The sequence below is a fragment of the Chryseobacterium sp. DT-167 genome (assembly GCF_058310155.1).
On record NZ_JBZEEQ010000005.1, the window covers coordinates 178,093 to 203,114 of the forward strand.

Consider the following 25,022-nt stretch of genomic DNA (forward strand, 5'->3'; position numbering starts at 1 on the left):
CAATAATGGTATCCGAATATCTAAAAAAAAATACAGCTGAGTTCCACGATGCAGCCGAAAAACTATTTAGCTCTGATAAAATTTTCAGCAAAACTTTCACTTTAGAAGATTATAAAAAAATCATCAATACCAATTATCTGATGTTGCTTCATAGTGAAGACAAAATATTCAGCAGCCTTTCTGATAGATTCTCTGAAAAACTTCATTTAGATAAAAGAGTAAAACTTCCTTTGATTGAAAAAGATCTTGCAAGTTTAGCATTACAAAATCAAACAGCAACTCACGATCTAGAATTTGCGAATGAACATGAAGCTTTAGGAGCCATGTACGTGATTGAAGGTTCTACTCTGGGCGGGAATGTTATCGCAAAACAGCTTTCAAAAACGGAAGGTTTTGATGACGTCACATTCAATTTTTTCGGGTGCTATCAGGAAAATACAGGACCGATGTGGAAAAATTTCAAAGAAGTTCTGGATACTGAAGTGACTGAAGAAAACTACAATAAGGTATTATCAGGAGCCAAAAAATTATATACGTTTTTACTGAACGTTAATTAATTTCCTTAAATAATAATTAAAATTCCCGAAAGATTGCTCAATTTTTCGGGAATTTGTACATTTGGGAAGCAAAAATTTAAACTGACAAAATAAATAAAAAGCAACATTATGAAACTATAAAGTTCCATAATACCATTAAAAACAATAAATAAATATATTATGAAAGTAACTGTAGTAGGTGCAGGCGCTGTAGGAGCAAGTTGTGCAGAATACATCGCAATGAAAGACTTCTGTTCGGAAGTAGTTTTAGTAGATATCAAAGAAGGTTTTGCTGAAGGAAAAGCAATGGATCTGATGCAGACTGCATCTCTGAACGGATTTGATACAAAAATTACCGGAACAACAGGAGATTACAGCAAAACAGCAGGTTCTCATGTAGCAGTAATCACTTCCGGAATTCCAAGAAAACCGGGAATGACAAGAGAGGAATTGATCGGTATCAATGCAGGAATCGTAAAAGAAGTTACTGAAAATTTAGTAAAAAATTCTCCTGAAGTAATCATTATCGTGGTTTCTAACCCAATGGATACGATGGCTTATCTTGTACACAAAACTTCAGGTCTTCCTAAGCACAAGATCATCGGAATGGGTGGTGCTTTAGATTCTGCAAGATTCAAATACAGATTGGCTGAAGCTTTGGCAGCTCCGATCTCTGATGTTGACGGGATGGTAATCGCTGCTCACAGTGATACAGGTATGCTACCATTATTGAGCAAAGCAACAAGAAACGGAGTTCCTGTAACTGAATTCCTTGATGATGCAAAACAAAAATATGTAATTGAAGAAACGAAAGTTGGTGGAGCTACATTGACTAAATTGTTGGGCACTTCAGCTTGGTATGCTCCGGGTGCAGCTGTTTCTGTAATGGTTCAGGCAATTGCTTGTGATCAAAAGAAAATGATCCCTTGTTCATTGATGCTTGACGGAGAATATGGCGAAAGCGATATCTGCCTAGGTGTTCCTGCGATCATCGGTAAAAATGGTGTTGAAAGCATCGTCAATATTTCTTTAACTGAAGAAGAGAAAGCGAAATTTGCTGAAGCTGCACAAGCAGTAAGAGAAGTAAATGGTGATTTGAAGTTTTAATTTAATTAAATTCATATAAAACGGGAACACGCTATTTAGCGTGTTCCCGTTTTATATGAATACTTTTCATTAGCAACTTAAATTAATGTAAATGTTAAAATAGTAACTTGTATTGCATAGTTCTAAAATATTTGTAATTTTATCAAAAAATTAGTCATGAAAACAATCCTTTTTTTATTACTGTTTATATTTTTACAGACCAATGCACAGACGCATAGATTTATTTATGAAGTAAATATCAAAAAAGATTCTACAGAAAATATTATGACTAAAGATTATTTTCATTTAGATATCAACCCTGATATGATTTTGTATTATAACAGAGATTTTTTTATTTCAGATTCTATAAAAAATCTCAATCTTCCCACTGGTTTCCCTCCTCCGAAACTAAATAACTTCTTTGTTCATACCTTGAGTAGTAAGATTTATGATGAATATGAATTCATTGGTTGGGATATTGTTAAAAGAAGTTCTGAAACGGAGCAACTTTGGATATTACTGCCAGATAAAAAAGTATTCCAGAATTATACACTCCAGAAAGCGACTACAAAGTTTGGTGGACGAAATTGGATCGCATGGTTTGCAAATGAAATTCCTTTTCAAGAGGGACCACATAAATTTCAAGGTTTGCCGGGATTAATAGTAGAGTTATCTGATGATAAAAATAATTTTGGCTTTAAATTGATAAAATCTAAAAAATATTCTACAACGAACGAAATAAATCTTCTAAAAAGAATGTTTAAAAAGAATCTGTATCTTGATAACGAAAAGTATTTAAAATATAAACTTGCCTATTATGAAGATCCTTTTGCCTATTTGAAAAATGGTAGAGTAGACTGGTCACAAACAGAAGAAATTCTTTTGGATAACGGTACAAAATTAACAAAAGAAAACTTACAGTCATCAACAGAAATTCAGAAAAAGCTGATAAAAAAATATAACAATCCTATAGAATTAGATGAAGCAATTATATATTCAAAATAAATATATATTGAAATATCATTAATTGTGGTCGGGCTAAAGCCCGACCACAATTAATGATATTAAAGTTGGCTTTAGCCAAAACTTAGTTCGAGAGAAATTTATACAAAATAATACTAAACTTTATAAAGTTCTCGATATGCTGCGTTACTCGAACTGACAGAGTATTAGAAATTGTTTGTGAGAAAATTACTTAACGGCAGTTACTTCCATTTCCACTTTCAGGGTTTCAAACAATGTTTTGACTTCTATTACTGTGCTTGCCTGTTGGATGCCATGTTTTGTCATCCAGTTTTGCCAGATGTCAAAATTCTCGAAAAATGCAGGATGGTCAGTGGTATAAACATTGAGACGAACAATATTTTTCAGTTCAAAATCTGCCTGTAGAATGACTTTTTCCAGATTTTCAAAGGTCTTAATGATCTGTGTTCTCATATCGGCATCACTTGTAACTCCGTCATCGTCGATAGCGGTTTGTCCGGAAACATACAATGTACTCTGAACGTTTTTTACTTCTACTGCCTGTACGTAATTTCTTGTGTCCTGCCATTGCCACGGGTTGATGATTCTTTTTTCCATGTTGAATATATTTTAGTTAAACAATGGAGCAAAGTTCTCACAGTTGTACAAATTTGTTGTGTGATGTATATCACAACTTTATCTAGAATCATTGAAAAACCGGCTCAGCGTTTCGCGGGAAACACCAAGATATGAAGCCAATATTGTTTTAGGAATTCTTTGCAAAAGGGTAGGATATGTTTTAAGAAGCTGTTCATAGCGTTCTTTTGCAGTTAATGTAAGCAGAGACAATATTCTTTTTTGGTTGGCAATATGTCCTCCGATGGCTTTTTTCAGAAAGAAATGCTCCATCTTAGGAATCTCATTACAGAGTTTTTCATAGTCTTTAAAAGATAGGCTCAGAACTTCGGTTTCTTCCATACATTGTAAAAACTGGGTAGCTTTTGCTTGAGTATAAAATGCCATGTAGTCGGTTTCCCACCAGTCTTCCATCGAAAATGAGATAATGTGTTCTTTAGCTTCCCTATCATTAATGAAGAGTTTCATTAGTCCGGAAATAATAAAGTAGACATCTTCCACAACATCGTTTTCACAAATTATGAATTCTCTTTTTGAAAATTTTTTATAGTGAAAACAAGATTCTATTAACGCAAATTCTTCGTCTGTGAGCGGGATGATTTTTTCGATGTGGGTTCTGAGGATATTCATTAAATTTAAATTAAATAAGGATCGCACCGGGTGATGAATATTATAAAGTTAAATCTTTTAAATAAATATGACGCAGTTTCAGCTAAAAACAATCTGTCACCAATTCCATATTCGCCATTACTCCGGCTACATTCCCGCTCATCACGGCATTTGAAACAGACCGCATCATCGAAGAGTTGTCACCACAAACAAAAAGTCCCGCAATATTTGTTTTCTGAAACTGATCGGTTTTGATGTGACCAGAGTCGGTCAATTCACAACCTAGATTTCCCGGAATATCGGAATGCTGATGAAAAGGAAACGCTCCGTAAACCGCATCAAAATTAATTTCTTTTCCATCCTGAAATAAAAGACTTTTTACCATTCCGTTTTCATGCTTCAATTCTGTGATTTCGGTTTCTATAATTTCAATGTTGTTTCGTGTCAGTTTTTCTAATTGATCATTAGTAAAATTGGCTTTTCCTCTTGTGAGAATAGTAACGTCATTGGTAAGGTTTTTAACGAGAGAAGAAATATGTACAGCTTTATCACTGTTTGCGATAATTCCTGTTTTCTTACCCCTGTATTCATAACCGTGACAGTACGGACAGTGAATCAACGAAATTCCCCAGGATTCTTTAAAACCTTTAATGTCAGGAATTTCATCTGCAATACCTGTTGCAATGATCAGCTTTTTTGAGTTAAATTTTTCTCCGGTTTCAATGATAACTTCAAATCCTGAATCTGTCTTTTTGGCTGAAACTGCTTTCCCGTCATAAAATTCAACTGTTTTATATTCTCTGACCTGATTTTTAGCTAAAGTTGAAATTTTCGAAGGTGAGCTGCCGTCCTGAGTCAGAAAATTATGAGAATGCGGTGTTTGTTCGTTACACGGTTTTCCGCTGTCTATAACTAAAGTTTTTCTTAAAGATCTTCCTAATGACATAGCGGCAGAAAGTCCTGCATAGCTTCCGCCGATGATAATGACGTCAAATAGTTTATTTTCATTCATAATTTTAGAATTTTGCTGTTTAGAATTGAATGTGGTAGCAACTTTTTGTTGAATTACTTGCCAAAGTTAAACAATTATTCTATTATTGCAATATTGTCGCATTAATAAAATGAAAAGAAGAAGTACCCCTGCCAAAGAAGCAGTTTTAACGTTGCTTACCAATACAGGAAAAGCAATGAGCCAGGATGCCATTGAAAAAAAAATTGAATTGAATATGGATCGCGCAACGATTTATCGCGTGCTCAACCGTTTCTGTGAAGACGGAATTCTTCACAGGATTGTGGCAGAAGACGGCAAACAGTATTTTGCAGTCTGCATCAGATGCGATGAAAAAAAACTTGCTGATCATCATTTTCATTTTCGATGTACAGCTTGTCAGACAATAGAATGTCTTCCTGTCCCGGTGCAGTTTTCTTTACCGCAAGGTTATCAGGTGGAAAGCGTGAACTGTATTTTGAAGGGTGTTTGTAAGGATTGTGCTTAGTCAAAATTTCATCTGAATACTCAATTTTAGAGGAAAATTATTTTTTTAAATCTTTTTTCCATTCGGAGATGGGTTTGTTATAACTGAAAGATTGATATTTTGAAGCAATTCCAATATCAAAACCTGAAATGACTACCATATTCAAAATATCATTATCAGATTCGTAGGCATTGCTGTTGATAAAAGTTTTTGCAGCTTGTTGAAGTTCTGTATTATTAATGCTTTGATTCAATGGTGTCTTGTTAGTTGAGATATTTACCGTGTAAATATTTCGCTTATTTCCGTCATTTTCGTTCGGTATATAATTTATTGATACACTTGTACGGGAAATATGATCCTGTTTATCTATTTCTTCATATACAGGAATCAATTTAGAAAGATCCGAATCACTATTATATGTATAAACTGATATTCCTAAAGTGACAACAAATATTCCTGCCATGATGTAAAATGGCAGTTTTCGTATCTTTGGCATTACCGTAATTTTGTCGTCTTTATAGTCTTGAACGACATAAGTTTTTACAGCTATATCATGAAGAGACTGTCTTGTGGCTTTGTTAAATATGTAAAAAATTATAATACCAAGACCAATAGTAAAAATAATCAATCCCTGAATTATACTTATTGGAGAAAATGTTGATAATCCTTTGATTTTTAATCCATTTAAAAAGAAGGGCGTTGTGAGAATTAAAGCTCTAACAAATGATTTTTTTAGATCGATGAAGTTACCATTAATATCGACAACCTGAATATTCAGAATTTTCTTACCAAATGATTGTCCTTTATATAGCTTAGAATTTAAAATTGAGAAGTAAAATAATGAGATGATCCACCCGATTAATTTTGCATTTTCACCAAGAGAAGTAAAGAAATTATAAAAAATTGAACCTAATATAAATCCGAAAATTCCAAGAATAATAGAATCTATAAGTAACGCCCAGATTCTTGTCCAAAATTTTGACAACAATAAATTATTTTCCATGTATTTGCTTTATCAAATTAAGATTTTTATGAATGTCCGTTTTTGATTGTAATGCTAAAGTCAGCAGTAATTTTGTCATTACGTAGAATCTAATCTGATTGATTTTCAATGCATTGAGATTCCTGCGGAATGACAAACAGGCCGCTAAAAACTAAATTATTACTAATTAATTACAGACATTCATATAAGATTTGTTAAAAATAATAAATTTCAATCTTAATCTTATATATTCTTTCTTTAAGTTACTCAATAATTAAAGTTTCATTCCTTAATTTCAAAAGTGATTATTTAAATTGAGTTTATCTTTTTACATTCACTTCCGACGGAGTGACTCCAAACTCTTTCTTAAACACAAAAGAAAAATGCGAAAGATCTTCAAAGCCAAGATCAACATAAATATCAGTGGGTTTTTTATGCTCTTTATCCAAAAGAAAATAGGCTTCCTGAAGACGTTTATTCATGAGCCATTTTCCGGGAGTGTTGTTGAAAATTGCTTTAAATTCTCTTTTAAAAGTTGATAAACTTCGCCCCGTCATAAAGGCAAAACGTTCCAGACTGATATTAAATTTGAAATTATGATTCATAAATAATTCCAGATCAATTTTATGCGGAACATTGAAATTGAAGAAAATGTCTTTCAAATCAGGATTGTTCTTTAGTAAAATCATCAATAATTCTTCACGTTTAATATCAACAAAAGCATCGTCCAACTGCTCGGTTCCGTTGTAATAAGGTTGTAAAGACTGTATATAGTTTTTGATTAATTTATCTTCATTAATGAACAAAAAAGAATCATCATTGTCCGCTGGTTCTGCTTGATAAGGATGGCGTTTAAGAAAATTCTTTAAAAACGGCTCATCAAAGGCAATAATTACTTTTTCAAAATCCCCGTCTTCCTTATGTTTTGTATATCGAACAAGATGATTTTTCCTTGCAATACAGTAATCACCGGGTTTCATCGTATAATGCTTGTAACCATCGTACGAAACCATCGAACCTTTCAGTAAAAACAAAAAGAAATGTTCCGGAATAAATTGTTCCGGTGAAATTTCAGGTCCCAGATGACAGGATTGTATGTTGTTGAATTTCATTTTTTAATTAATTCTTTCGTCTCAAAGTAAATATAAAGATTTGTTTTACAATTACCTATCTTGCATCTCGTCATTTTGAAAAAGGTTCTGAAAACGCCGTATCGAGAAGTCTTGTGTTTTAGTCTCTCAATACAAAATTATTTTTTAATAATTTTACTCGAATTGACGAAAAGCTATTTATGATTTTTCCATCAAACTGTCTGCACTTGCTAATAAAGCTTCTTCATAGCTTCTAGGAGTCCAGTTGAGGATGGTTTTTGCTTTTTTGTTGGTCATTTCTTTGTAGAATTCTCTGCCAATTGGTTCTAAATTCTGAATGCTTGAAGCGTATTGAGGTCTTTCTTTTTTGAAAAGTTGGGCAACATCATCAAAGCTCATCACACCGTCTGAAGTCGCAATAAAACGTTCTCCTGAAGCATTCGGATGCAGCATCGCTTTGATATGAATGTCAGCAACATCTCTTACATCGACAACACCCATTGTGAAAGGGGGAGTCTGATTCATTGACCCATTCAGAATGCCTGAAACTGCAATATCCAATGAAGCAGAAGTGATTCCGCCAATGACAGGACCGAAAATACCGACAGGATTGATAACAGAAAGTTCCAATCCGTTTCCTTCTTTTTCAATAAATTCCCATGCAGATTTTTCAGCGACAGTTTTTGATTTGATGTAAGCCGGAAGCTCTGCTTTGGCATCCGTCCAGTCTTCCTCCGTGAAAATATGGTCTGCAATATTCTTACTGTAACCTACGGCTGCAAAAGATGAGGTCAAGACCACTCTTTTTATTCCCGCATCACGCGATGCTTTCAAAACGCGCAAAGCTCCGTCTCTTGCAGGAATGATGAGTTCGTTTTCATCTTTCGGATCCTGTGCAGGAAAGGGTGATGCCACATGAAGGACAAAATCACAGCCTTTTACAGCTTCGTCCCAATTGTTGTCACTTGTAAGGTCGGCTTCAATACATGAAAGAGTTGAAAAATCTGTAATTCCGCCTTCTTCCAGCGCTTTTAGAATGGTGTCTTTTTTTGCTAATGAACGAAGCGTTGTTCTCACTTGATACTCTTGTTGCAATAATTGCAAAACAGTATGAATTCCCAAAAATCCTGTTCCTCCCGTTACCAAAACTGTTTTCTTTGTCTGTATGTTTTCCATTTTGTTTTAATTTTACAGTACAAAGTTGAGGTTTATTTTGGGTAAAGATTTTGTTGTGAGGTTCAATTTTTGTTTGTTGTGAGGTTCAGTGTTTGGTGATTTTAAAGAGGCTTCTTCTGCAAAATATTTACTGAAATTTAATAATTGCTATTTTTTTAGTGTAGGTTATTTAAGGGAATTCAAAACCCTTTCAAATTCAAGATCGCGATTTTCTAAGATGTCCTTATCTTTATATCTGATGAATTCATTGATTCTGATTCCTACTTGCTGGGTTTGGGAATTATCGGGATAAAAAATCCCATTTCCGGTAAATTCTAAAAGATAATCCCCCGGAAGATTGACTTTCACCAGATCGCCATCTCCACCGGAAGTTTGCTGACCAATTGTTATCGACTGCGGAAATATTTTCTGGAGACTCATTGAGTACCACTCACTTGCGCTTCGTGTGTCGGGATTGACGAGAATAAAAACTTTTCCGTTGTAATTGTGTGTTGTTTTACCGGAAATTGCAGGGAAATAATCGTAGTCTTTATAAGCGAAAGTTCCGATATTTTTTAAATTTTGTCTGTAATATTTTCCAAAATAATTTTCGGAAGGAGAAAAGTATTTGTAGATATAGTGATAAAAAAATCCACCCCAGTCAGGATATTCTCTCATATCAAATACAATAGCTTTCTTGTGTGCTGCATTGCTTAAGATACTGTCCATCACCATGTCTGTTTTGTCATCATTTACATTATTGATAAATTTTAAAGTCTCATTAACTTTAAAATAAGCAACCTCATTATGAGCAATTTTTCGGCTTTCTCTTTTCTTGATTTTATCTTGCAAATAATCAACTATCAAATTGTATTTTTCTTTATCAGATGGATCAATCATCTCAATTTTTGTGGAAAATTTCTTATTGTTTTTCGCAGATTTTACTTCTAAATTCTGTTGTTGGAAATCTTCAGTCCAGATCAGATTGTTTTCATATTTTGACAGAACAAATATCAATTTCTCGATATTAGAAGTCGATAGTAATTCTCCCTTTTCTTTTATGATTTGTGGAATACTTTTACCATTAACAGAAATGATTTTGTCACCGATATTAATTTGAGCTTTCGAACAGATTTCCGGAAAAATAAGTTTTGTCACCAAAATATGATCATCAACGATCTGAAAATCAAACGGCGCAAGATAACTGCCGTGGAAAATTTCTTTTCTATAATTCAATTGTTTATAAAAACTAAATGCGTGACTGTCCTTAAATTTTGAAACCAATTTTGCCAATATAATTTCAAAATCTTTTCTTGAATTTATTTTTGAATTTTCATCTAAACTTTTCTTGAAAAAATCTTCAAAACCTTTATCCATAATATATTTGTGAGGAAAAAGATAATCAACAATTCCCTGAATTTTAGCCAAAGCCAGCAAACGATATTCCGGCGGAAGATTTTCTTTTTTGGGAAAAGAATATTTTTTTTCATCACTTACCAATTTTCCTTCTTTTAAAAGTTCAAAATTGTATCGGTTTTTATAAATGTTATCAAGTAAATTTTTATTCTCGGAATTTACTTTTCTGTTTTTCTGAAACCAGTCAAAATTCTGATTTTTTATTAAAATATCTTTTGAAGTTTCTGCAGCAGCGGGAATGGTAAAATTCTTATTTAAATTTTGTGTTAACTTCCCGATTATAGAATTAAAATCATCTTTTGAGTTAATGCTTTTAATTTTAACTAAAAATAAACTGTCGGCATCAATTTTTCCACCCGCAACATCGGGATGATAATATTTAATGAAATTCCATGTTTTCATGAAATCATAGTATTGATCTTTCTGTGCGAAAAGGTTTTGCTGAAATAAAAGTAAGACGAGTAAAATGATTGCTTTTTTCATATCAAGCTTAGATGTAATTGGTTTTCGATGGTTGTTTAAAATATTTTCAGCTAATCCAAGCCAAAGCGAATGCCCCAAATTTAAATAAAATTTCACATTCCAAGACATTCAAAACCCTTAAATTTGTGACCACAAAAAAGTTATTCGATGCTTAAAAAAATTACGGTTGCTGCAGTTTGTTTTTTGTCGGCAATTACGGTCAGTGCTCAAAAAAATAAGAAATCACAAGTTGAAAGACCAAAATTGGTCGTTGGTTTGGTTGTAGACCAAATGCGTTGGGATTATCTTTATCGCTTTTACGGCAAATTTGGTGACGATGGTTTCAAAAGGCTCCTCAATAAGGGATATTCGTTAGATAATGTTCATATTAATTATGTTCCGACGGTTACTGCTTTGGGACATACTTCAATATATACAGGTTCGGTTCCTGCAATTCACGGAATCGCAGGGAATGACTGGACAGACAAAGAAACAGGTAAAAATGTATACTGTACCACAGACGAAAGCGTACAGCCAGTAGGAACTGCCAATGCAAGAGTAGGAAGCCATTCTCCCAGAAATCTCTGGTCTACAACGGTGACTGATGAATTGAGGCTGGCAACCAATTTTCAGGGAAAAGTAATCGGAGTTTCGCTAAAAGACAGAGCTTCAATTCTTCCCGCCGGTCACACACCAAACGGAGCATTCTGGTTTGATGACTCTTCCGGGAATTTTATTACGAGTTCTTATTACATGAATGATTTACCGCAATGGCTGAAATCTTTCAACGCTCAGAATCTTCCGGATCGATTAGTTGCCAATGGATGGAATACTTTGCTTCCGATCAATCAATACACAGAAAGTTCCCCCGACAATTCTTCGTGGGAAGGACTTTTAGGAAGTGCAAAAACGCCTACTTTTCCTTACAGTAATTTGCAGGCAGATTATCAGGCTAAAAAAGATAATATCCGTTATACTCCTTTCGGAAATACTTTAACATTAAAACTGGCTGAAGCTTCTGTAGAAGGTGAAAATCTGGGTCAGGATCAGATTACAGATATTTTGGCGATCAATTTGGCATCAACAGATTATGCAGGTCATAAATTTGGTCCTAATTCTATCGAAGTTGAAGATGTTTATTTGAGATTAGATCAGGATCTTGCACAGTTTTTCAGCTATCTGGATTCAAAAGTCGGAAAAGAACAATATGCCGTTTTTCTTTCTGCCGATCACGGTGGAGCGCATTCTGTAGGTTTTTTACAAGAACATAAAATTGCTACAGGATTCTTTGGTGATGGAATGGAAAAAGATTTAAATCAAAAATTAAAAGATAAATTCGGCGTTGATAAATTAATCAATGGAGTCGATAATTATCAGATTTATTTCGACAGAAAATTGATGAAAGATAATAAACTTGAGCTGGAAAGTATCAAAGAATTTGCGATTCAGGAATTAGAAAAAGATCCGACTGTTTTATTTGCTGTCTCAACTACTGAAGTACAGGAAGCAACAATTCCTGAGCCGATCAAGCAAAGAATCATCAACGGAATCAACAGACAGAGAAGTGGTGATATTCAGTTGATTTCACACGATTCTATGCTTCCTGCTTATGCAAAAACCGGAACGACACACAGTGTCTGGAATTCTTATGACGCTCATATTCCTTTGATTTTTATGGGATGGGGAATTAAACACGGTGAGAGCAATATGCCATATAATATGACTGATATTGCACCAACAATTTCTGCGTTATTGCACATTCAGTTTCCAAGCGGAAATATAGGGAATCCGATTACTGAAGTTTTAGGAAAATAAAATTATTTATTAAAGATAAAACCCCGCAAAGTAATTTTGTGGGGTTTGTTTTTTATTTATCAATTTCTTCTTCTTCCTCATCTTCAAACTGCTCCAGAAAATAAGTAAAAGTGAAATCTTCCACTTCATCTTCGGCATCTTCCAGAGTGGTCAGAAGATCTTCGAAAATCTCAAGCTGATCAACACTCATATTTACGAATTCAAGATGAAGCGGCATTTCAAGTTCGCCCGAAATAACATCGGAAAGTGCATCGAGATTATCTCCGAAATGATCCGGAAGTTTTATTTTTTCTTTCAATTGAGCATAGAAATCTTCATAATCTCCGAGGTCTGTGAAGTCAATGTATGTTGTATTCATAGTTTTATAATTTATTTTTTGGTAGAAGCACAGCTTACTTCTTCTCAAAGCTTTTATAATGATCTTTAGTTAAATAAACCTTACCATTTTTAGTATAAACAATACGGTGACTGTTTCTGTTTCCACAAGTGTAATTTACATCTGCTTCAAAATATTGCGCTCCGATTGGAAGTTTTTTTTCACGATTGCTAAAATGATCTCCGCCAATTGCTTTTCCGGGCAAAACTTCACAAAGATTTCCCTGAGAAGGATTCCAGCCTTGTTTTTTGGCTTCATTTTTAGTTAAATAAAAATCCGGAAGCTTATGATTTTGCTTTACATAATCAATAACTGTTTTTTCAGCTGTCAATTCATTAATAGAATGATTGTTTCCAATCTTTTGACTGACTTTTTCACTCTTGGGCTGTTCTTTTTTCTCCACAATAAAATTATTGTAGATGTACATGACTGACATCCCGAAAAGAAGCCCGAGACAGGCGAAAAATAACGAACGAATTTTACTATTCATAAAAAATATTATAAGAAATTTAATTATGGCAATTATAAAATTCACCATTAATTAATCATTTGCAAAGCAAAATTCCCGTTATTCCCTCCACTCTTCAGGAATATCACAAACCGGAATAGGAACCATTTTATGTTGAGCCGCTTTGTGCATTCTGTCAAAAATCAAAAATACTTCCTTATCACGTCCTTCATATTCTTCGGCTGATTTTGTACCATATTCTTTTTGAATTTTCTCCAGTTCAGGATAGGTTGCACCAATCTGATCTTCATCAGTTCTTTCTGCATCCCAAAGTCCGTCTGTAGGGATGGCATTCTGAATACTTTCGATAAGGTCTAAATCTTTTGCCAATTGGTAAACTTCAGTTTTATAAAGATCGGCAATTGGCGAAACGTCTACACCGCCATCGCCATATTTTGTATAAAAACCAATGCCGAAATCTTCCACTTTATTTCCTGTTCCGCAAACTAAAAGCCCGTGAAGCTGTCCGAAATAATAAAGATTCAACATTCTGAAACGTGATCTTGTATTTGCCAATGCAAGATTATTGCTCCATCTTCCTTCTACATGATCGTGTACAACATCTTCAAAACTTTCAAAAACAGGTGTGAGATTGATGGTTTTTCCCTGAACGTTCGGGAATTTTTTCTTTAAATCTTCAATGTGATCCTGTGCACGGTTTACCTGATCTTCTTTTTGGCGGATCGGCATTTCGAGAAGCAGAACTTCAAGTCCCGTCATTGCGCAAAGTGTTGAAACCACTCCAGAATCTACACCTCCGGAAACTCCGATTACATATCCTTTTACATTTGCTTTTACAGCATAATCTTTCAGCCAGTTGACGATATGATCGATTACTTTTTTTGTCTGCATTGTTTATTTCTTTTTATAATTTAAAATTTTCTTTTTTTAATTCATACCAGAAACAGATTCCGTCCGGTTCGCTAAATTCACCTGTTTTTTCGAAACCTAATTTGTTTAAAACCTTATTGGAAGCTCCATTTTCAGCATGAGCATACGCGTAAATAATTTCCGCATTGAGATCATTGAATCCAAAATTTAACGAAGCTTTTGCAGATTCAAAAGCATAACCTTTTCCCCAGCTTTCAGGGAGAAATCTGTAGCCTAACTCATAAAAATTTTGGTAACCGTTGATTTCTGCAGTGTGCAATTTGAGTCCGCTCCAGCCGATTAAAAGTCCTGTTTCTTTTTCGATAACCGCTAATCTTCCTACTCCGGTATCTTGATATTGCTGTTGAATCATTTGAATGACTTTTTCTGATTCCTCAAGTTTTGAAAGAGGAGAAATGCCGATATATTTCATCACATCAGGGTTGGAATCGAGGAGAAACATGCGTTCTGCATCTCTGTTTTCTAACTTTCTGAGAATAAGTCTTTCTGTTTCCAGTTCCATAGGTAATTTTTTGAGCTTTTATTTTCTGAAACAGGTTTACAACTACAAAATATTCCTTTTTCAGCATGAGTTTGTATTTATATCCTTATTTTTGTAAACTCAAATTTCATGTAAAAATAATGAAGATTTTTAGAATTGCAGCACTTTCATGCCTTTTAGTTTTAAGTTTGAATTCTTGTAAAAAAGAACAGGAAACTGAATGGAAAGTTGAAATAAAAAATCCTGCCGAAAAGGTAGAGATGACCGATATATCAAAAGAATTTTACGATCAGAATGTTCCTTTGGAACAATTCACAGCAAAGTTTCCATGGTTTCAGGGAACTGTTCCTGATGAAGATTTTGGGAAAAGAAGAGCGGATGCGCAAGAGATAAAAATCTATAAGGAAGCCATTGGAAAAATTGATCAGAAGAAATTGCAGAACGAACTTCAGGATCTGTTTTCTCACATTAAATTTTATTTTCCAAAGTTTAAAAGTCCAAAAGTTTTCCTTTTTTCATCGGCTTTGCAGATGATTCAGGATCCGTTACTTTACGACGAAAAAACCAATTTTCTGTTCATAGATATTTCCGGGTTCATGGGAGATAAAAATGCAAATTACAAAGGTTTGGAATTGTATTTTCAAAAATCAATGAATCCAAGTAATATCGTTCCGAAAGTATCAAGAATGTTTGCTGAAAATATCGTTCCCTACAAAGGAGACAGCCAGAAATTCATTGATTTAATGGTTTATAACGGTAAAATTATGATTTTGCAGGATGCCTTTTTACCTGAAACTCCTGATTACCTTAAAATGGATTACACAAAAGCACAATACGATTGGTCATCTGCCAACGAAGCCAATATTTACAACTACTTTGTTGAGAATAATCTGATTTTCGGGGACGATCACAGATTGACAGAACGTTTTATTACTCCCGGTCCGTTCTCGAAATTTTACACAGAAATTGATAACAACTCATCTCCAATGGTCGGGATTTTTACCGGATGGCAGATTTGCAGAGAGTATTTTAAAAAGAAACCGGATACAAAATTGGTTGACTTCCTGAAAATGGATGCTACCCAAATTTTTAATGAAGCAGGTTATAAACCGAAATTAGAAGAATAATAAAGTTTAGAAAAATAGAAAAAATGAGAAAGACTCAGATAACGATAGATGTAGAACTGGATGAAAACCACATCCCGGAATTGATGACCTGGAATGCTGCAGATGGCGGCGTAGAAAAAGAAGAAACCAAAGCAGTAATGATTTCCGTTTGGGATGAGAAAACATCAGAAGCTTTGAGAATCGATCTTTGGACGAAAGATATGCCGGTTGATCAAATGAAAATGTTTATGCATCAAATTCTGGTTTCTATGGGGAATACTTACCAAAGAGCAACAGGAGAAGAAGATGTAGCGGCATGGATCGAGCAGATCGCAGAAGAATTTGCAGTGAAATCTGCGATAAAAATGTAAAAATTGTCGGATGATGGAAGCTAGATGTCGGAAGTTTATAGAAACATCTGTCTTCCGTCATCCAGTTTCCAACTTAAAATATAAAACAATGAATTTCAATACAAAAGTTATACACGGAGGACAGCATCACGAATCTGCAACGGGTTCTGTGAATGTACCTGTTTTTTTAACATCAACATTTGCCCAAAAAAGTCCGGGAGTACATTCAGGATATGAATATTCGAGAGCGGCGAATCCTACGAGACAGGCTCTGGAAGATTCTTTGGCAAGTATCGAAAACGGAGCGAGAGGTCTTGCTTTCGGTTCGGGTTTGGCGGCAATCGACTGCGTTTTAAAATTATTAAATCCTGGTGATGAGGTAGTTGCAGTTGACGATTTATATGGTGGAACATACAGAATGTTTACAAGACTTTTCGAAAAATATCAGTTGAAATTTACTTTCGTGAATTTTGATGATGCTTCAAAAATCGAAGACGTTATTACAGACAAAACAAAACTGATCTGGATTGAAACACCAACCAATCCTTTGATGAAACTGGTTGATATCAAAGCGGTTGTAGAAATTGCAAAACACAAAGATATCCTAGTTGCGGTTGATAATACATTTGCAACACCTTACCTTCAAAGACCAATTGATTTGGGAGCAGATATTGTGATGCACTCAGCTACAAAATATTTAGGAGGTCATTCTGATGTTATTGCAGGAGCTTTGATCGCTAAAGATGTTGAATTGGGAGAAAAACTTCATTTCATTCAGTTTGCGAGTGGCGGGATTTTAGGTCCGCACGATTCTTATTTGGTGTTGAGAGGTATCAAAACTTTAGCATTACGTGTTCAGCGACATTCAGAAAACGGAATGGCTGTCGCAAAATATCTTGAGTCTCATCCTGCAGTTGCTCAGGTTATTTATCCGGGATTAGAATCTCATCCGCAATATGAACTGGCAAAATCTCAGATGAAAGATTTCGGAGGAATGGTTTCTTTCACTTTCAAATCTGGTAAAAAAGAAGATGCTGTTAAGTTTTTAGAGAAAGTAAGAGTGTTCACTTTAGCAGAATCTTTGGGTGGAGTAGAATCTCTGGCAAATCATCCGGCTTTGATGACTCATGCTTCAATTCCTGCTGAAAAACGTGCTGAATTGGGAATTACTGATGATTTAGTTCGTCTAAGTGTTGGAATTGAAGATGCGGAAGATCTGATCGCAGATCTGGAAAGAGCATTTTCTTAAAATAATGAATCATAAGCATCCGTTTTTAGCGGATGTTTATTTTATAATTCTACTATGAAAAATACCAGAAAAGCTTCGATTAATGATCTGGACCAATTGTCTGAATTATTCGATCAATACAGAGTTTTTTATCATAAAGATTCTGATATTCCTTCGGCTGAAAATTTTCTTAAAGAAAGAATTGAAAAACGGGATTCTGAAATTTATGTTGCTGAAAATGAGGGGGTTTTAGTTGGTTTTGTTCAACTATATCCATTGTTTTCTTCTACAAGAATGAAAAAATATTGGTTGTTGAATGATCTTTTTGTGAATAAAAATTACAGAGGAAAAGGTTTTTCAAAAGAACTGATTGAAGAAGCTAAAGAAGTTTGCAAAAGTTCAGATGCGTGTGGAATTTTACTGGAAACCGGAAAATCAAACGACATCGGAAACCAATTGTATCCAAGTTGTGGATTTGAATTGTACGATGAAGTGAATTTCTACGAATGGACAAATAGATAATATTGAATCGTCAATCGTGAATTTTTAAAATTAATCATTACCAATTACTTATTACTCATATCAATATGACAGATTTCCAAAAATATATTCAGAGATATTTAGATTTAATTCCTTCCGATAATTGGTTGGCAGAATTGAAATTTGTTGGTGACAAAACAGTTTCTCTATTTTCGTATTTAACAGAAGAGCAATCAAAGTTTGCTTATGCGGAAGGAAAATGGACTTTGAAAGAGGTTTTGCTTCATTTATCAGATACTGAAAGAGTTTTTCAGTACAGAATTTTGGCATTTGCAAGAGGTGAAAAATCTGAATTACCAGGTTTTAATGAAGAAGGTTATGCTGCAAATTCTTTTGCAAACGAGAGAAGTTTAGAATCTTTGTTGGAAGAGTATCAATCAGTAAGGAAATCTTCTCAGATTTTGCTGGAAACTTTTAACTCTTCAGTTTTAAATAATAAAGGAATTGCCAACGGAAATGAAATTTCTGTGGAAACGATTTGTAAATTGATCGTTGGTCATAATATTCATCATTTGAATGTTGTTGAAGAAAGATATTTGTTGGTGTTTTAACCAATGTTTCATAAAAATTATCAATAGAAACGGGCTTTAGCCCGTTTTTTCATTTAAATGAGTCAATTGGCTTTAGCCAAAACTTAAAAATTATTATTTTTGGCAAAACAACACAAATGTCTTTCATTAAAATTTATATTCATCTTGTATTTTCTACCAACAGTCGAATTCCATTTTTAAATACACCTGAATTGCGAGTAAGAGTTTGGAAGCACATTAAAGAAAATGCTTCGAAAAAAGGAATTTTTATAGATATGATTAATGGTTATACAGACCATTGTCACTGTTTAATTTCTCTAAGCTCGAATCAAAACATTGAAAAAATAGTACAATTGATAAAAGGAGAATCTTCATATTGGATCAATAAAAATCAATTAACACATGAAAAATTTTCTTGGCAAGACGAATATTTTGCTGTTTCAGTGTCAGAATCGATGAGAGATATTATAAGAGCTTATATTAAAAATCAGGAGAAACATCATCAAAAGAAAACATTTGCTGAAGAATATCAAGAGTTTATTGAAAAATATGATTTTAAAATGTAAGTTTTGGCTAAAGCCAAATGAATGCTTAATTTTGAAACCGGGCTAAAGCCCGCCCCTATTGAATCATGGAAAACATCATACAAATACTAAAATCCGGCGGCACCATCCTTTATCCAACAGATACGATCTGGGGAATCGGCTGTGATGCAACAAATATAGATGCCATCAACAAAATTTTTGACATCAAAAAGCGCGAAAAAAATAAATCAATGATCATTTTGGTGGAAAATGAAAAGCGATTACAGGATTTGGTCGACGTTCCGGAAATGGCTTGGGAAATCATGGATCTGAGCGAAAAACCGGTTACTTTGGTCTATCAAAATCCAAGAGGTTTGCCTAAAGAAATACTTGCAGAAGACGGAAGCATCGGAATTCGTCTAGTAAAGAACGATTTCTGTAAAAAACTGATTACTAAACTCAACAAACCTTTGGTTTCGACTTCAGCCAATTTTAGCGGAGATAAAAGCCCGTTAAAATTCTCTGATATTTCGCCTGAAATTATTGATTTGGTGGATTATGCGGTGGAAGAAAACAGAGAGTTGGTTTCAAAATATTCTGGTTCATCGGTCATAAAAATCTGGAGTGATAACAGAATAAAAGTTCTGCGGGAATAAAAGTTTGGAATTATTATCTTTGCAAAATAATTCAACCATTAAGAAGTCGGAAATTTAGCTTTAAACCTGAAAATCTGATGTCTTAGTGGTTTTACGTTAGATAAAGCTTCACAATTATCAAAAGTAATTGTAAATCTAATATCTAACATCTAATATCTAATATCTTTTAAGAAAATGTTCATTAATCTTAATCAAAATAAAAATCTTAAACTTTTCAAAATAATTTCTGAAGTCGCAGCAGCAAATAATCAATCGGTATACATCGTTGGCGGATTTGTACGCGATCTTCTGATGAAAAGAGAAGCCTCTACAGATATTGATTTTGTGACCGAACAAAGCGGAATCGAACTTGCCCAAAATGTGGGTAAGGAAATCGACCCTAAAATGAAAGTTTCTGTTTTTAAAACCTATGGAACAGCGATGATCAGATATAAAGATCTCGAGCTGGAATTTGTAGGTGCGAGAAAAGAAAGCTACACTGAAGACAGCAGAAAACCTGAAGTGCAAGGCGGAACAATCGAAGACGACCAGAAAAGAAGAGATTTTACCATTAATGCGATGGCAATTTCTTTAAATAAAGATAATTTTGGAGAATTGATCGATCCTTTCAACGGAATTGGTGACTTGGAAAAAGGTATTTTAAGAACACCTCTTGAGCCTGCCCAAACTTATTCTGACGATCCGTTGAGAATGATGAGAGCAGTACGATTTGCTTCGACTTTAAATTTTAAAATAGAAGAAAATTCATTAAACGCAATCAGACAGGAAGCAGAAAGAATCAAAATTGTTTCGATGGAAAGAATTATGGTTGAATTTAATAAAATCATGCTTTCAAAAAAACCTTCTGTCGGACTTCAATTAATGGAAGAAACGGGTTTAATGAAACTGATTATTCCTGAATTGATCGAGTTGAAAGGTGTGGAAGAAGTTGAAGGACAAACCCATAAAGATAATTTTTACCATACTCTGGAAGTAGTTGACAATATTTCAGAAAATACGGACAATCTGTGGCTTCGCTGGTCTGCACTGCTTCACGACATCGGAAAAGCTCCTACCAAAAAGTTTGTTGAAGGAACAGGCTGGACTTTTCACGGACATGAGTTTTTAGGTTCTAAAATGACGAAAAATCTTTTCCAGAAATTGAAATTACCTTTGAATTCTGATATGAAATACGTTCAGAAAATGGTAAAGCTTTCTTCTCGTCCGATCGCTTTGATCACAGATGATGCTTCCGATTCGGCTTTAAGAAGGCTATTATTTGATGCCGGAGAAGATATGGAGGATCTTTTTACTCTCTGTAAAGCAGATATTACCACAAAAAATTCAAGAAAGCAGGAAAAATTCAAGAAAAATTTTGAATATGTTGCCATAAAAATAAAAGAAGTTGAGGAAAAGGATCAGGTGAGAAATTTTCAGCCACCGATTTCAGGAGAAGAGATTATGGAAATGTTTAATCTGAAACCAGGAAGAGAAATAGGAATTTTAAAGGAAAAGGTAAAAGAAGCAATTCTGGAAGGCGAGATTGCCAATGAAAAAGAAGAAGCAAGAAGTTTTGTAATTGCTGAAGCTGAGAAATTGGGACTGACTTTATAAGTTTTTGTTGAAAATAAAAATCCGGCGGTTTCGTAGAAACCGCCGGATTTTTTTATCTAAATTGAAACAATATTAGTTTTTATAAAAACCGTTTGTTGCAATTCCTGTTGTTAGAGTTTTCAATAAAGTACCGCTAGTATTGTAAATATTTACTTTGCTGTCTCCTGTGAAACTAGCATCAGAAGTATAAATCTTTCCGTCGATTACATTAAATCCATATAGATTTCCTGTTGTTGTAACGATAGGAGTTGTAGGAGTTGTTGTCGAAGTAATATCCATTGCATAGATTTTATTGTTGCTGTCGTTAAAGTAGAATCTATTTGCCTCGATTCTCAATTTCTGAGCCTGACCAAGAGTAAGTGTAGTTGTCGTAAACGTTCCGGCTGTAGTATTTACTTTGTAAATGTAAGAAGCTGTATTACTTGAAGCAAGTACATATGCGTCACCGTTGTAAGAGATCAAATCTCTGATAATTCCATTGCTTGGAAGTGTCAATGTAGTTGCAACAGCATTCGTTGAAGGATTCACAATTGTTAAAGAATAACCTGTAGGAAGTTCACCGTAAGGAGCTACTGTCTGATAAGTCACCCCGTCTGTTTGTACTACAATTCTACCGTTTGCTTCAACTACTTTTTCAGCGCTTCTTGGGAAGTTGATGCTGGTTACAAAAGAGTTGTTAGAAGTATTGTAAACATTTAATTTCATTACATTAAAGAAATTATTATTCGTTACAAAATATTGCGATCCTGAAAATGCGATATATCTCGGATTGTCAAGATTAGCCGTAACTGTAGTTTGTTTTTTGAAGTTATAACGGTTTACAATATCGATTTTATTAGGAACGTTAGATACTAAATAAGCATTTTCGCCATTGAATCCGATAGATTGCAAAACATTTCCTAAAATGTCATTGTTGTTATTTTTTCCGTAGATTTTATTTTCAAATATTGACAAATCATTGCTCACGAAAGAAACTTCTGAAGTAGGAGTTGAAAATCCGCCTTCATTAGCAATTAAAATTCCGTTTTCGTAAGCCTCGCTTTTAGGAGCTTCCACAAAGTCGTCATCACTACACGCTACATTGAAAAGTAGAGCAGATGCGAATAAAAAAGGTAAGATTTTCTTGAAGTTCATATTGTATAGTTTAAAAATTTATATTGAAATTGATACTGTAATTTCTTTTTGGCAGAGGATAATAAGCCATTGTTTCATAGATTTCATCAAAAACATTATTAACCTTAAATCCTAAAGTGTATTTTTTTAAAATTGTTCCTGAAATCCCTGCATTCATAACAAAATAAGATTGCAAGGCGTCAGATTTTTTTTCGTTACTATCGGTGTAAGTCAGTCCGTTGAACATTCCCTGTGCATAAATTCTAATAAAACGGTAGTTATAATCTACATTTCCAAAAATTTTGTGAAGCGGAACATACATCAGTTGTTTATCGATTTCTAAATCTTTCGATTTTGTAAAAATATATCCTGCGTTCAGCTTTATATGATGTTGGTTGATTTGTTTTTGATATGTTAATTGAGATTCCAGACCATAAGATTCAACTTGATTGGTATTAAATGGTGCCCAATATCCCATCGGAGTACTGATCCATCGCAACATATCTTTTATCCTGATGTAATATGGACTCAAGGTCAGTTTAAAATCACCGACTTTAAATTCGTGATCCATATCTGTCTGAATTGAAGTTTCGGGTTTCAAATCGAGGTTTCCTCCCGGTTGCCAATACAAATCATTAAATGAGGGGAATCTGAAATTTTTTGAGAAATTTACATTGAGTTGATACCATTTTGTCGCTTTCCATTTTCCTGAAAATGAATACAAAACCGGTGAATCAAATCCTTCAACAAAATCTTTCTTAATTCCTGCTTCGAAACTGACCGTAGAAGAAGTTATATACCGTAACAAACCGGCCACTGAAGCTATATTTCTGCTGACATCTTCAATTCCTGAAGTTCCAACTCCCAGACCTTGATTTTGCTGAAATTCGCCAATGATATTCACATTCCATTTTTGGTTGATGAAATAATTGAAATCGTTTTTTATAATATAATTTTTCCCCAAACCACCACTTGTACTCGGTTGGTTTAAATTAGCAAAATATTGAAAGTTTTCTTCAGTATACGCTGCTCTCAGGATATTGTTAAACTTAGATTTTTTCCAGTCCCATGAAAGCAAACTTCTGAAATTCTGAGTTTCATATCTCGTCGGAGTCTGGCTTTCAAAAAATACAGGATAATGCTGATTGCCGTCAAAGGTCTCTGAGATCCACGAAATCTGATGAAAAGGAGCAATTTTATAAGCTGCCGCAAAATTAAAATTCGTATTGTAGTACTTTCCGTTTCTGTTGATGTAGTTTCTTGATTCCGGAACTTCGTAATCATTTTGACTTATCGAATGACTTCCCGAAGCTTTAAAACTAAATTTTTCATTGCTGTAAGAGGCTTTCAGAAAATTATTATACGTTCCGAATGATGCAATTTCAGAATTAAATGATCCTTTAAAACCTTGATTAAAAATCAATTCATTATTTAAATGAATACTTCCGCCAATTGCGCCGCTTCCGTAAATTACACTTCCGCCACCGGTTTTCACTTCCATCTGATCATACCCAAAAAGAGCAATGTTATTAATGTCTCCCTGTCCTAAAAACTGAGAATTGATATTGATTCCGTTCCACACAAAAGCTGTTTGTTGCGCTGTAGTTCCTCTGAATGACGGAGAAGAAACTGCACCGCGACCATTTTCTTTAATATAAACTGGTGATTGAAAACGTAAAACTTCAGAAAGATTGGATGAGTTTTTTTGAATGTCAGCGGGAGTCAAAGTAGTGATCAAATGAAAAAGTTTAACCTTATTCATTTGATTATCAAAAATATAAACCGTGTCAATAATTTTCTCCTGACCAAAGTACAGGGATAGATTGCATACGGCGAAAACGAAGACTAAAGATCTTTTTATACTCATATCATTTTGCTTTTCCTCCGAAAGCAATCAATTTAAAATGTTAAAATCTGGCAGGTCTCCTGACTTTCGCTTTTCTACACCTTCCCGCGTTGGCAGTGGCTTTTTGTAGAAAATGTTGATACGATTTACAGTTGCGGGGACAGCTTGGGATTTTCACCCAATTCCCTATTAATTCCAATACCTTGGAAACCAAAATTTTTGCAAATATAGGTTTTTAAATCTAGTAACCAAAACAAGCTAAAAACTCTGAAAAAAGTAATAATATAACTGGAAAAGATGTGGTTATCAATACAACGTTTGTCTTCGGAAGCAGTCTCAATAGCAATATTGAAAACAGATTAGATTTCGATGAAATAAAACCTTTTGAATAATAAGAGTAGCTTCATTCCGCAGGAATCTCAACAACGTATTTTCAAAACTAAATTTGGATTCCTTCGGAATGACAAATGTGGTGTTGAAAACGACAGGTATAGCATTGGAATGCCAAAAATTGTCAAATAACAATTAAATCTTATTTATTTCTATAAAAAAGTCGAATCAAAATAAAAAGGAAGCAGATCTTTAATTGAATTCACCTTAAAAACTTCCTCATTCAGATTAGAGAAATAAACATCAATATTTTCATTCTGTTTCGTTTCGTATTCCATTAAGCTTTGTCGGCAAGCTCCACAAGGCGGAATGGGTGGTGTTTTTTCTGAAAATTTTCTTGGTCCGCCGATGATGAATATTTTTTTGATCTTCTCATTCGGAAAATTAGCACCAATCCAGAACAGAGCAGTTCTTTCCGCACAAAGTCCGGAAGGAAAAGCTGCATTTTCCTGATTGTTCCCGGAATAAATTTCACCATTCTCAAGCAAAACTGCACATCCTACCAAAAAATCTGAATAAGGTGCATAAGCATTTTCTCGTGCCGCTTTTGCTCTTTCAAAAAGCTTTTTTTCAATATCATTCAGTTCGCTGCTGCTTTTGAAATGCTCGTATCCTATATTTATCTCTTTTTTCATTTTGTCGCCTTAAAAAGGGCGATAAATGT

The 25,022-nt window shown here is 34.2% G+C and carries 27 protein-coding genes and 1 riboswitch; of the genes, 13 read left to right on the plus strand and 14 right to left on the minus strand.

Going from position 1 to position 25,022, the window contains the following annotated elements; all coding sequences use genetic code 11:
* Nucleotides 1–5: 5 nt before the first annotated feature.
* The 3 genes from AC4FQ5_RS08870 (at nt 6) to AC4FQ5_RS08880 (ending at nt 2,627) form a co-directional block, all read left to right on the plus strand.
* Nucleotides 6–557 carry a biliverdin-producing heme oxygenase gene (locus tag AC4FQ5_RS08870; protein ID WP_491142555.1) on the plus strand — a complete coding sequence of 184 codons (552 nt, stop codon included), beginning with the start codon at nt 6–8 and terminating at the stop codon, nt 555–557.
* A 159-nt stretch (nt 558–716) separates the two neighbouring features.
* Nucleotides 717–1,643, plus strand: coding sequence for a malate dehydrogenase (locus AC4FQ5_RS08875; RefSeq protein WP_491142556.1), 927 nt, complete (start codon nt 717–719; stop codon nt 1,641–1,643).
* A 156-nt stretch (nt 1,644–1,799) separates the two neighbouring features.
* Complete coding sequence (locus tag AC4FQ5_RS08880) at nt 1,800–2,627, plus strand: GLPGLI family protein (RefSeq protein WP_491142558.1); 828 nt, start codon at nt 1,800–1,802, stop codon at nt 2,625–2,627.
* Nucleotides 2,628–2,813: 186 nt separating this feature from the next.
* Here the strand turns inward: AC4FQ5_RS08880 and AC4FQ5_RS08885 are convergent, their stop codons facing one another.
* The 3 genes from AC4FQ5_RS08885 to AC4FQ5_RS08895 all read right to left on the minus strand — a co-directional run bounded on the left by AC4FQ5_RS08885 (nt 2,814) and on the right by AC4FQ5_RS08895 (nt 4,842).
* Nucleotides 2,814–3,203, minus strand: a complete 390-nt coding sequence (locus AC4FQ5_RS08885; protein ID WP_491142559.1) for a RidA family protein — start codon at nt 3,201–3,203, stop codon at nt 2,814–2,816.
* Nucleotides 3,204–3,281: 78 nt separating this feature from the next.
* Nucleotides 3,282–3,851: a Crp/Fnr family transcriptional regulator gene (locus AC4FQ5_RS08890; protein WP_491142561.1), complete on the minus strand. Its 570-nt coding sequence runs from the start codon at nt 3,849–3,851 to the stop codon at nt 3,282–3,284.
* Between the two features lie 82 nt (nt 3,852–3,933).
* A complete protein-coding gene (locus tag AC4FQ5_RS08895; RefSeq protein WP_491142563.1) occupies nt 3,934–4,842 on the minus strand; it encodes an NAD(P)/FAD-dependent oxidoreductase in 909 nt (302 codons plus the stop codon).
* Between the two features lie 109 nt (nt 4,843–4,951).
* Between AC4FQ5_RS08895 and AC4FQ5_RS08900 the strand changes: the two genes are divergently transcribed.
* Entirely contained in the window at nt 4,952–5,326 is a 375-nt protein-coding gene (locus AC4FQ5_RS08900; protein ID WP_491142565.1) for a Fur family transcriptional regulator, read from the plus strand.
* A gap of 37 nt (nt 5,327–5,363) precedes the next feature.
* On the opposite strand, the gene AC4FQ5_RS08905 is transcribed toward AC4FQ5_RS08900, so the two are convergent.
* From AC4FQ5_RS08905 to AC4FQ5_RS08920, 4 genes are all read right to left on the minus strand, one after another.
* On the minus strand, nt 5,364–6,308 hold the full coding sequence (locus AC4FQ5_RS08905; RefSeq protein WP_491142567.1) for an RDD family protein: 945 nt from the start codon (nt 6,306–6,308) through the stop codon (nt 5,364–5,366).
* 299 nt (nt 6,309–6,607) lie between these two features.
* The gene (locus AC4FQ5_RS08910; protein WP_491142569.1) at nt 6,608–7,399 is read right to left on the minus strand and encodes a helix-turn-helix transcriptional regulator; all 792 of its coding nucleotides are present in this window, start codon (nt 7,397–7,399) and stop codon (nt 6,608–6,610) included.
* 177 nt (nt 7,400–7,576) lie between these two features.
* Nucleotides 7,577–8,554, minus strand: a complete 978-nt coding sequence (locus AC4FQ5_RS08915; RefSeq protein ID WP_491142571.1) for an SDR family oxidoreductase — start codon at nt 8,552–8,554, stop codon at nt 7,577–7,579.
* Nucleotides 8,555–8,719: 165 nt separating this feature from the next.
* The gene (locus AC4FQ5_RS08920; RefSeq protein WP_491142573.1) at nt 8,720–10,528 is read right to left on the minus strand and encodes a S41 family peptidase; all 1,809 of its coding nucleotides are present in this window, start codon (nt 10,526–10,528) and stop codon (nt 8,720–8,722) included.
* Nucleotides 10,529–10,579: 51 nt separating this feature from the next.
* Here AC4FQ5_RS08920 and pafA point away from each other — a divergent pair, with 51 nt between their 5' ends.
* Entirely contained in the window at nt 10,580–12,226 is a 1,647-nt protein-coding gene (pafA, locus tag AC4FQ5_RS08925) for an alkaline phosphatase PafA (RefSeq protein ID WP_491142575.1), read from the plus strand.
* A gap of 52 nt (nt 12,227–12,278) precedes the next feature.
* Here the strand turns inward: pafA and AC4FQ5_RS08930 are convergent, their stop codons facing one another.
* The 4 genes from AC4FQ5_RS08930 to AC4FQ5_RS08945 all read right to left on the minus strand — a co-directional run bounded on the left by AC4FQ5_RS08930 (nt 12,279) and on the right by AC4FQ5_RS08945 (nt 14,503).
* The gene (locus tag AC4FQ5_RS08930; protein WP_491142577.1) at nt 12,279–12,584 is read right to left on the minus strand and encodes a barstar family protein; all 306 of its coding nucleotides are present in this window, start codon (nt 12,582–12,584) and stop codon (nt 12,279–12,281) included.
* A 34-nt stretch (nt 12,585–12,618) separates the two neighbouring features.
* Nucleotides 12,619–13,092: a ribonuclease domain-containing protein gene (locus AC4FQ5_RS08935; RefSeq protein ID WP_491142579.1), complete on the minus strand. Its 474-nt coding sequence runs from the start codon at nt 13,090–13,092 to the stop codon at nt 12,619–12,621.
* 78 nt (nt 13,093–13,170) lie between these two features.
* Nucleotides 13,171–13,962: an NAD(+) synthase gene (gene nadE, locus AC4FQ5_RS08940; RefSeq protein ID WP_491142581.1), complete on the minus strand. Its 792-nt coding sequence runs from the start codon at nt 13,960–13,962 to the stop codon at nt 13,171–13,173.
* A gap of 13 nt (nt 13,963–13,975) precedes the next feature.
* Nucleotides 13,976–14,503: a GNAT family N-acetyltransferase gene (locus AC4FQ5_RS08945; RefSeq protein WP_491142583.1), complete on the minus strand. Its 528-nt coding sequence runs from the start codon at nt 14,501–14,503 to the stop codon at nt 13,976–13,978.
* Nucleotides 14,504–14,622: 119 nt separating this feature from the next.
* Here AC4FQ5_RS08945 and gldB point away from each other — a divergent pair, with 119 nt between their 5' ends.
* From gldB to AC4FQ5_RS08985, 8 genes are all read left to right on the plus strand, one after another.
* Nucleotides 14,623–15,609 carry a gliding motility lipoprotein GldB gene (gldB, locus tag AC4FQ5_RS08950; protein WP_491142585.1) on the plus strand — a complete coding sequence of 329 codons (987 nt, stop codon included), beginning with the start codon at nt 14,623–14,625 and terminating at the stop codon, nt 15,607–15,609.
* 23 nt (nt 15,610–15,632) lie between these two features.
* On the plus strand, nt 15,633–15,959 hold the full coding sequence (gene gldC, locus AC4FQ5_RS08955) for a gliding motility protein GldC (RefSeq protein WP_491142587.1): 327 nt from the start codon (nt 15,633–15,635) through the stop codon (nt 15,957–15,959).
* Between the two features lie 88 nt (nt 15,960–16,047).
* Complete coding sequence (locus tag AC4FQ5_RS08960; protein ID WP_491142589.1) at nt 16,048–17,187, plus strand: cystathionine gamma-synthase; 1,140 nt, start codon at nt 16,048–16,050, stop codon at nt 17,185–17,187.
* Nucleotides 17,188–17,241: 54 nt separating this feature from the next.
* Nucleotides 17,242–17,688 (plus strand): GNAT family N-acetyltransferase, encoded by a 447-nt coding sequence (locus AC4FQ5_RS08965; RefSeq protein WP_491142591.1) that lies wholly within the window; start codon nt 17,242–17,244, stop codon nt 17,686–17,688.
* A gap of 65 nt (nt 17,689–17,753) precedes the next feature.
* Entirely contained in the window at nt 17,754–18,257 is a 504-nt protein-coding gene (locus tag AC4FQ5_RS08970) for a DinB family protein (protein WP_491142593.1), read from the plus strand.
* Between the two features lie 116 nt (nt 18,258–18,373).
* A complete protein-coding gene (tnpA, locus tag AC4FQ5_RS08975; RefSeq protein ID WP_491142595.1) occupies nt 18,374–18,802 on the plus strand; it encodes an IS200/IS605 family transposase in 429 nt (142 codons plus the stop codon).
* A gap of 65 nt (nt 18,803–18,867) precedes the next feature.
* Nucleotides 18,868–19,416 carry an L-threonylcarbamoyladenylate synthase gene (locus tag AC4FQ5_RS08980; RefSeq protein WP_491142596.1) on the plus strand — a complete coding sequence of 183 codons (549 nt, stop codon included), beginning with the start codon at nt 18,868–18,870 and terminating at the stop codon, nt 19,414–19,416.
* A gap of 174 nt (nt 19,417–19,590) precedes the next feature.
* Complete coding sequence (locus AC4FQ5_RS08985) at nt 19,591–21,009, plus strand: CCA tRNA nucleotidyltransferase (protein ID WP_491142598.1); 1,419 nt, start codon at nt 19,591–19,593, stop codon at nt 21,007–21,009.
* Nucleotides 21,010–21,081: 72 nt separating this feature from the next.
* Here the strand turns inward: AC4FQ5_RS08985 and AC4FQ5_RS08990 are convergent, their stop codons facing one another.
* The 3 genes from AC4FQ5_RS08990 to cdd form a co-directional block, all read right to left on the minus strand.
* The gene (locus AC4FQ5_RS08990; protein ID WP_491142600.1) at nt 21,082–22,143 is read right to left on the minus strand and encodes a YncE family protein; all 1,062 of its coding nucleotides are present in this window, start codon (nt 22,141–22,143) and stop codon (nt 21,082–21,084) included.
* A 10-nt stretch (nt 22,144–22,153) separates the two neighbouring features.
* Nucleotides 22,154–23,989 (minus strand): TonB-dependent receptor plug domain-containing protein, encoded by a 1,836-nt coding sequence (locus AC4FQ5_RS08995; RefSeq protein ID WP_491142602.1) that lies wholly within the window; start codon nt 23,987–23,989, stop codon nt 22,154–22,156.
* A 32-nt stretch (nt 23,990–24,021) separates the two neighbouring features.
* A riboswitch (cobalamin riboswitch) is annotated at nt 24,022–24,198 on the minus strand.
* 312 nt (nt 24,199–24,510) lie between these two features.
* Nucleotides 24,511–24,993: a cytidine deaminase gene (gene cdd / locus AC4FQ5_RS09000; RefSeq protein ID WP_491142604.1), complete on the minus strand. Its 483-nt coding sequence runs from the start codon at nt 24,991–24,993 to the stop codon at nt 24,511–24,513.
* Nucleotides 24,994–25,022: the final 29 nt, after the last annotated feature.

Excerpts from the sequence above, each read along its gene's own strand:
- nadE (WP_491142581.1), bottom strand. The coding sequence starts at position 13,962 with ATGCAGACAAAAAAAGTAATCGATCATATCGTCAACTGGCTGAAAGAT.
- AC4FQ5_RS08995 (WP_491142602.1), bottom strand. The coding sequence starts at position 23,989 with ATGAGTATAAAAAGATCTTTAGTCTTCGTTTTCGCCGTATGCAATCTA.
- AC4FQ5_RS08935 (WP_491142579.1), bottom strand. The coding sequence starts at position 13,092 with ATGAATAGTAAAATTCGTTCGTTATTTTTCGCCTGTCTCGGGCTTCTT.
- pafA (WP_491142575.1), top strand. The coding sequence starts at position 10,580 with ATGCTTAAAAAAATTACGGTTGCTGCAGTTTGTTTTTTGTCGGCAATT.
- AC4FQ5_RS08880 (WP_491142558.1), top strand. The coding sequence starts at position 1,800 with ATGAAAACAATCCTTTTTTTATTACTGTTTATATTTTTACAGACCAAT.
- AC4FQ5_RS08905 (WP_491142567.1), bottom strand. The coding sequence starts at position 6,308 with ATGGAAAATAATTTATTGTTGTCAAAATTTTGGACAAGAATCTGGGCG.
- AC4FQ5_RS08985 (WP_491142598.1), top strand. The coding sequence starts at position 19,591 with ATGTTCATTAATCTTAATCAAAATAAAAATCTTAAACTTTTCAAAATA.
- AC4FQ5_RS08870 (WP_491142555.1), top strand. The coding sequence starts at position 6 with ATGGTATCCGAATATCTAAAAAAAAATACAGCTGAGTTCCACGATGCA.
- AC4FQ5_RS08910 (WP_491142569.1), bottom strand. The coding sequence starts at position 7,399 with ATGAAATTCAACAACATACAATCCTGTCATCTGGGACCTGAAATTTCA.
- AC4FQ5_RS08970 (WP_491142593.1), top strand. The coding sequence starts at position 17,754 with ATGACAGATTTCCAAAAATATATTCAGAGATATTTAGATTTAATTCCT.
- AC4FQ5_RS08895 (WP_491142563.1), bottom strand. The coding sequence starts at position 4,842 with ATGAATGAAAATAAACTATTTGACGTCATTATCATCGGCGGAAGCTAT.
- gldC (WP_491142587.1), top strand. The coding sequence starts at position 15,633 with ATGAGAAAGACTCAGATAACGATAGATGTAGAACTGGATGAAAACCAC.
- AC4FQ5_RS08885 (WP_491142559.1), bottom strand. The coding sequence starts at position 3,203 with ATGGAAAAAAGAATCATCAACCCGTGGCAATGGCAGGACACAAGAAAT.
- AC4FQ5_RS08965 (WP_491142591.1), top strand. The coding sequence starts at position 17,242 with ATGAAAAATACCAGAAAAGCTTCGATTAATGATCTGGACCAATTGTCT.
- AC4FQ5_RS08890 (WP_491142561.1), bottom strand. The coding sequence starts at position 3,851 with ATGAATATCCTCAGAACCCACATCGAAAAAATCATCCCGCTCACAGAC.
- AC4FQ5_RS08900 (WP_491142565.1), top strand. The coding sequence starts at position 4,952 with ATGAAAAGAAGAAGTACCCCTGCCAAAGAAGCAGTTTTAACGTTGCTT.
- cdd (WP_491142604.1), bottom strand. The coding sequence starts at position 24,993 with ATGAAAAAAGAGATAAATATAGGATACGAGCATTTCAAAAGCAGCAGC.
- AC4FQ5_RS08945 (WP_491142583.1), bottom strand. The coding sequence starts at position 14,503 with ATGGAACTGGAAACAGAAAGACTTATTCTCAGAAAGTTAGAAAACAGA.
- gldB (WP_491142585.1), top strand. The coding sequence starts at position 14,623 with ATGAAGATTTTTAGAATTGCAGCACTTTCATGCCTTTTAGTTTTAAGT.
- AC4FQ5_RS08930 (WP_491142577.1), bottom strand. The coding sequence starts at position 12,584 with ATGAATACAACATACATTGACTTCACAGACCTCGGAGATTATGAAGAT.
- AC4FQ5_RS08990 (WP_491142600.1), bottom strand. The coding sequence starts at position 22,143 with ATGAACTTCAAGAAAATCTTACCTTTTTTATTCGCATCTGCTCTACTT.
- tnpA (WP_491142595.1), top strand. The coding sequence starts at position 18,374 with ATGTCTTTCATTAAAATTTATATTCATCTTGTATTTTCTACCAACAGT.
- AC4FQ5_RS08915 (WP_491142571.1), bottom strand. The coding sequence starts at position 8,554 with ATGGAAAACATACAGACAAAGAAAACAGTTTTGGTAACGGGAGGAACA.
- AC4FQ5_RS08960 (WP_491142589.1), top strand. The coding sequence starts at position 16,048 with ATGAATTTCAATACAAAAGTTATACACGGAGGACAGCATCACGAATCT.
- AC4FQ5_RS08875 (WP_491142556.1), top strand. The coding sequence starts at position 717 with ATGAAAGTAACTGTAGTAGGTGCAGGCGCTGTAGGAGCAAGTTGTGCA.
- AC4FQ5_RS08980 (WP_491142596.1), top strand. The coding sequence starts at position 18,868 with ATGGAAAACATCATACAAATACTAAAATCCGGCGGCACCATCCTTTAT.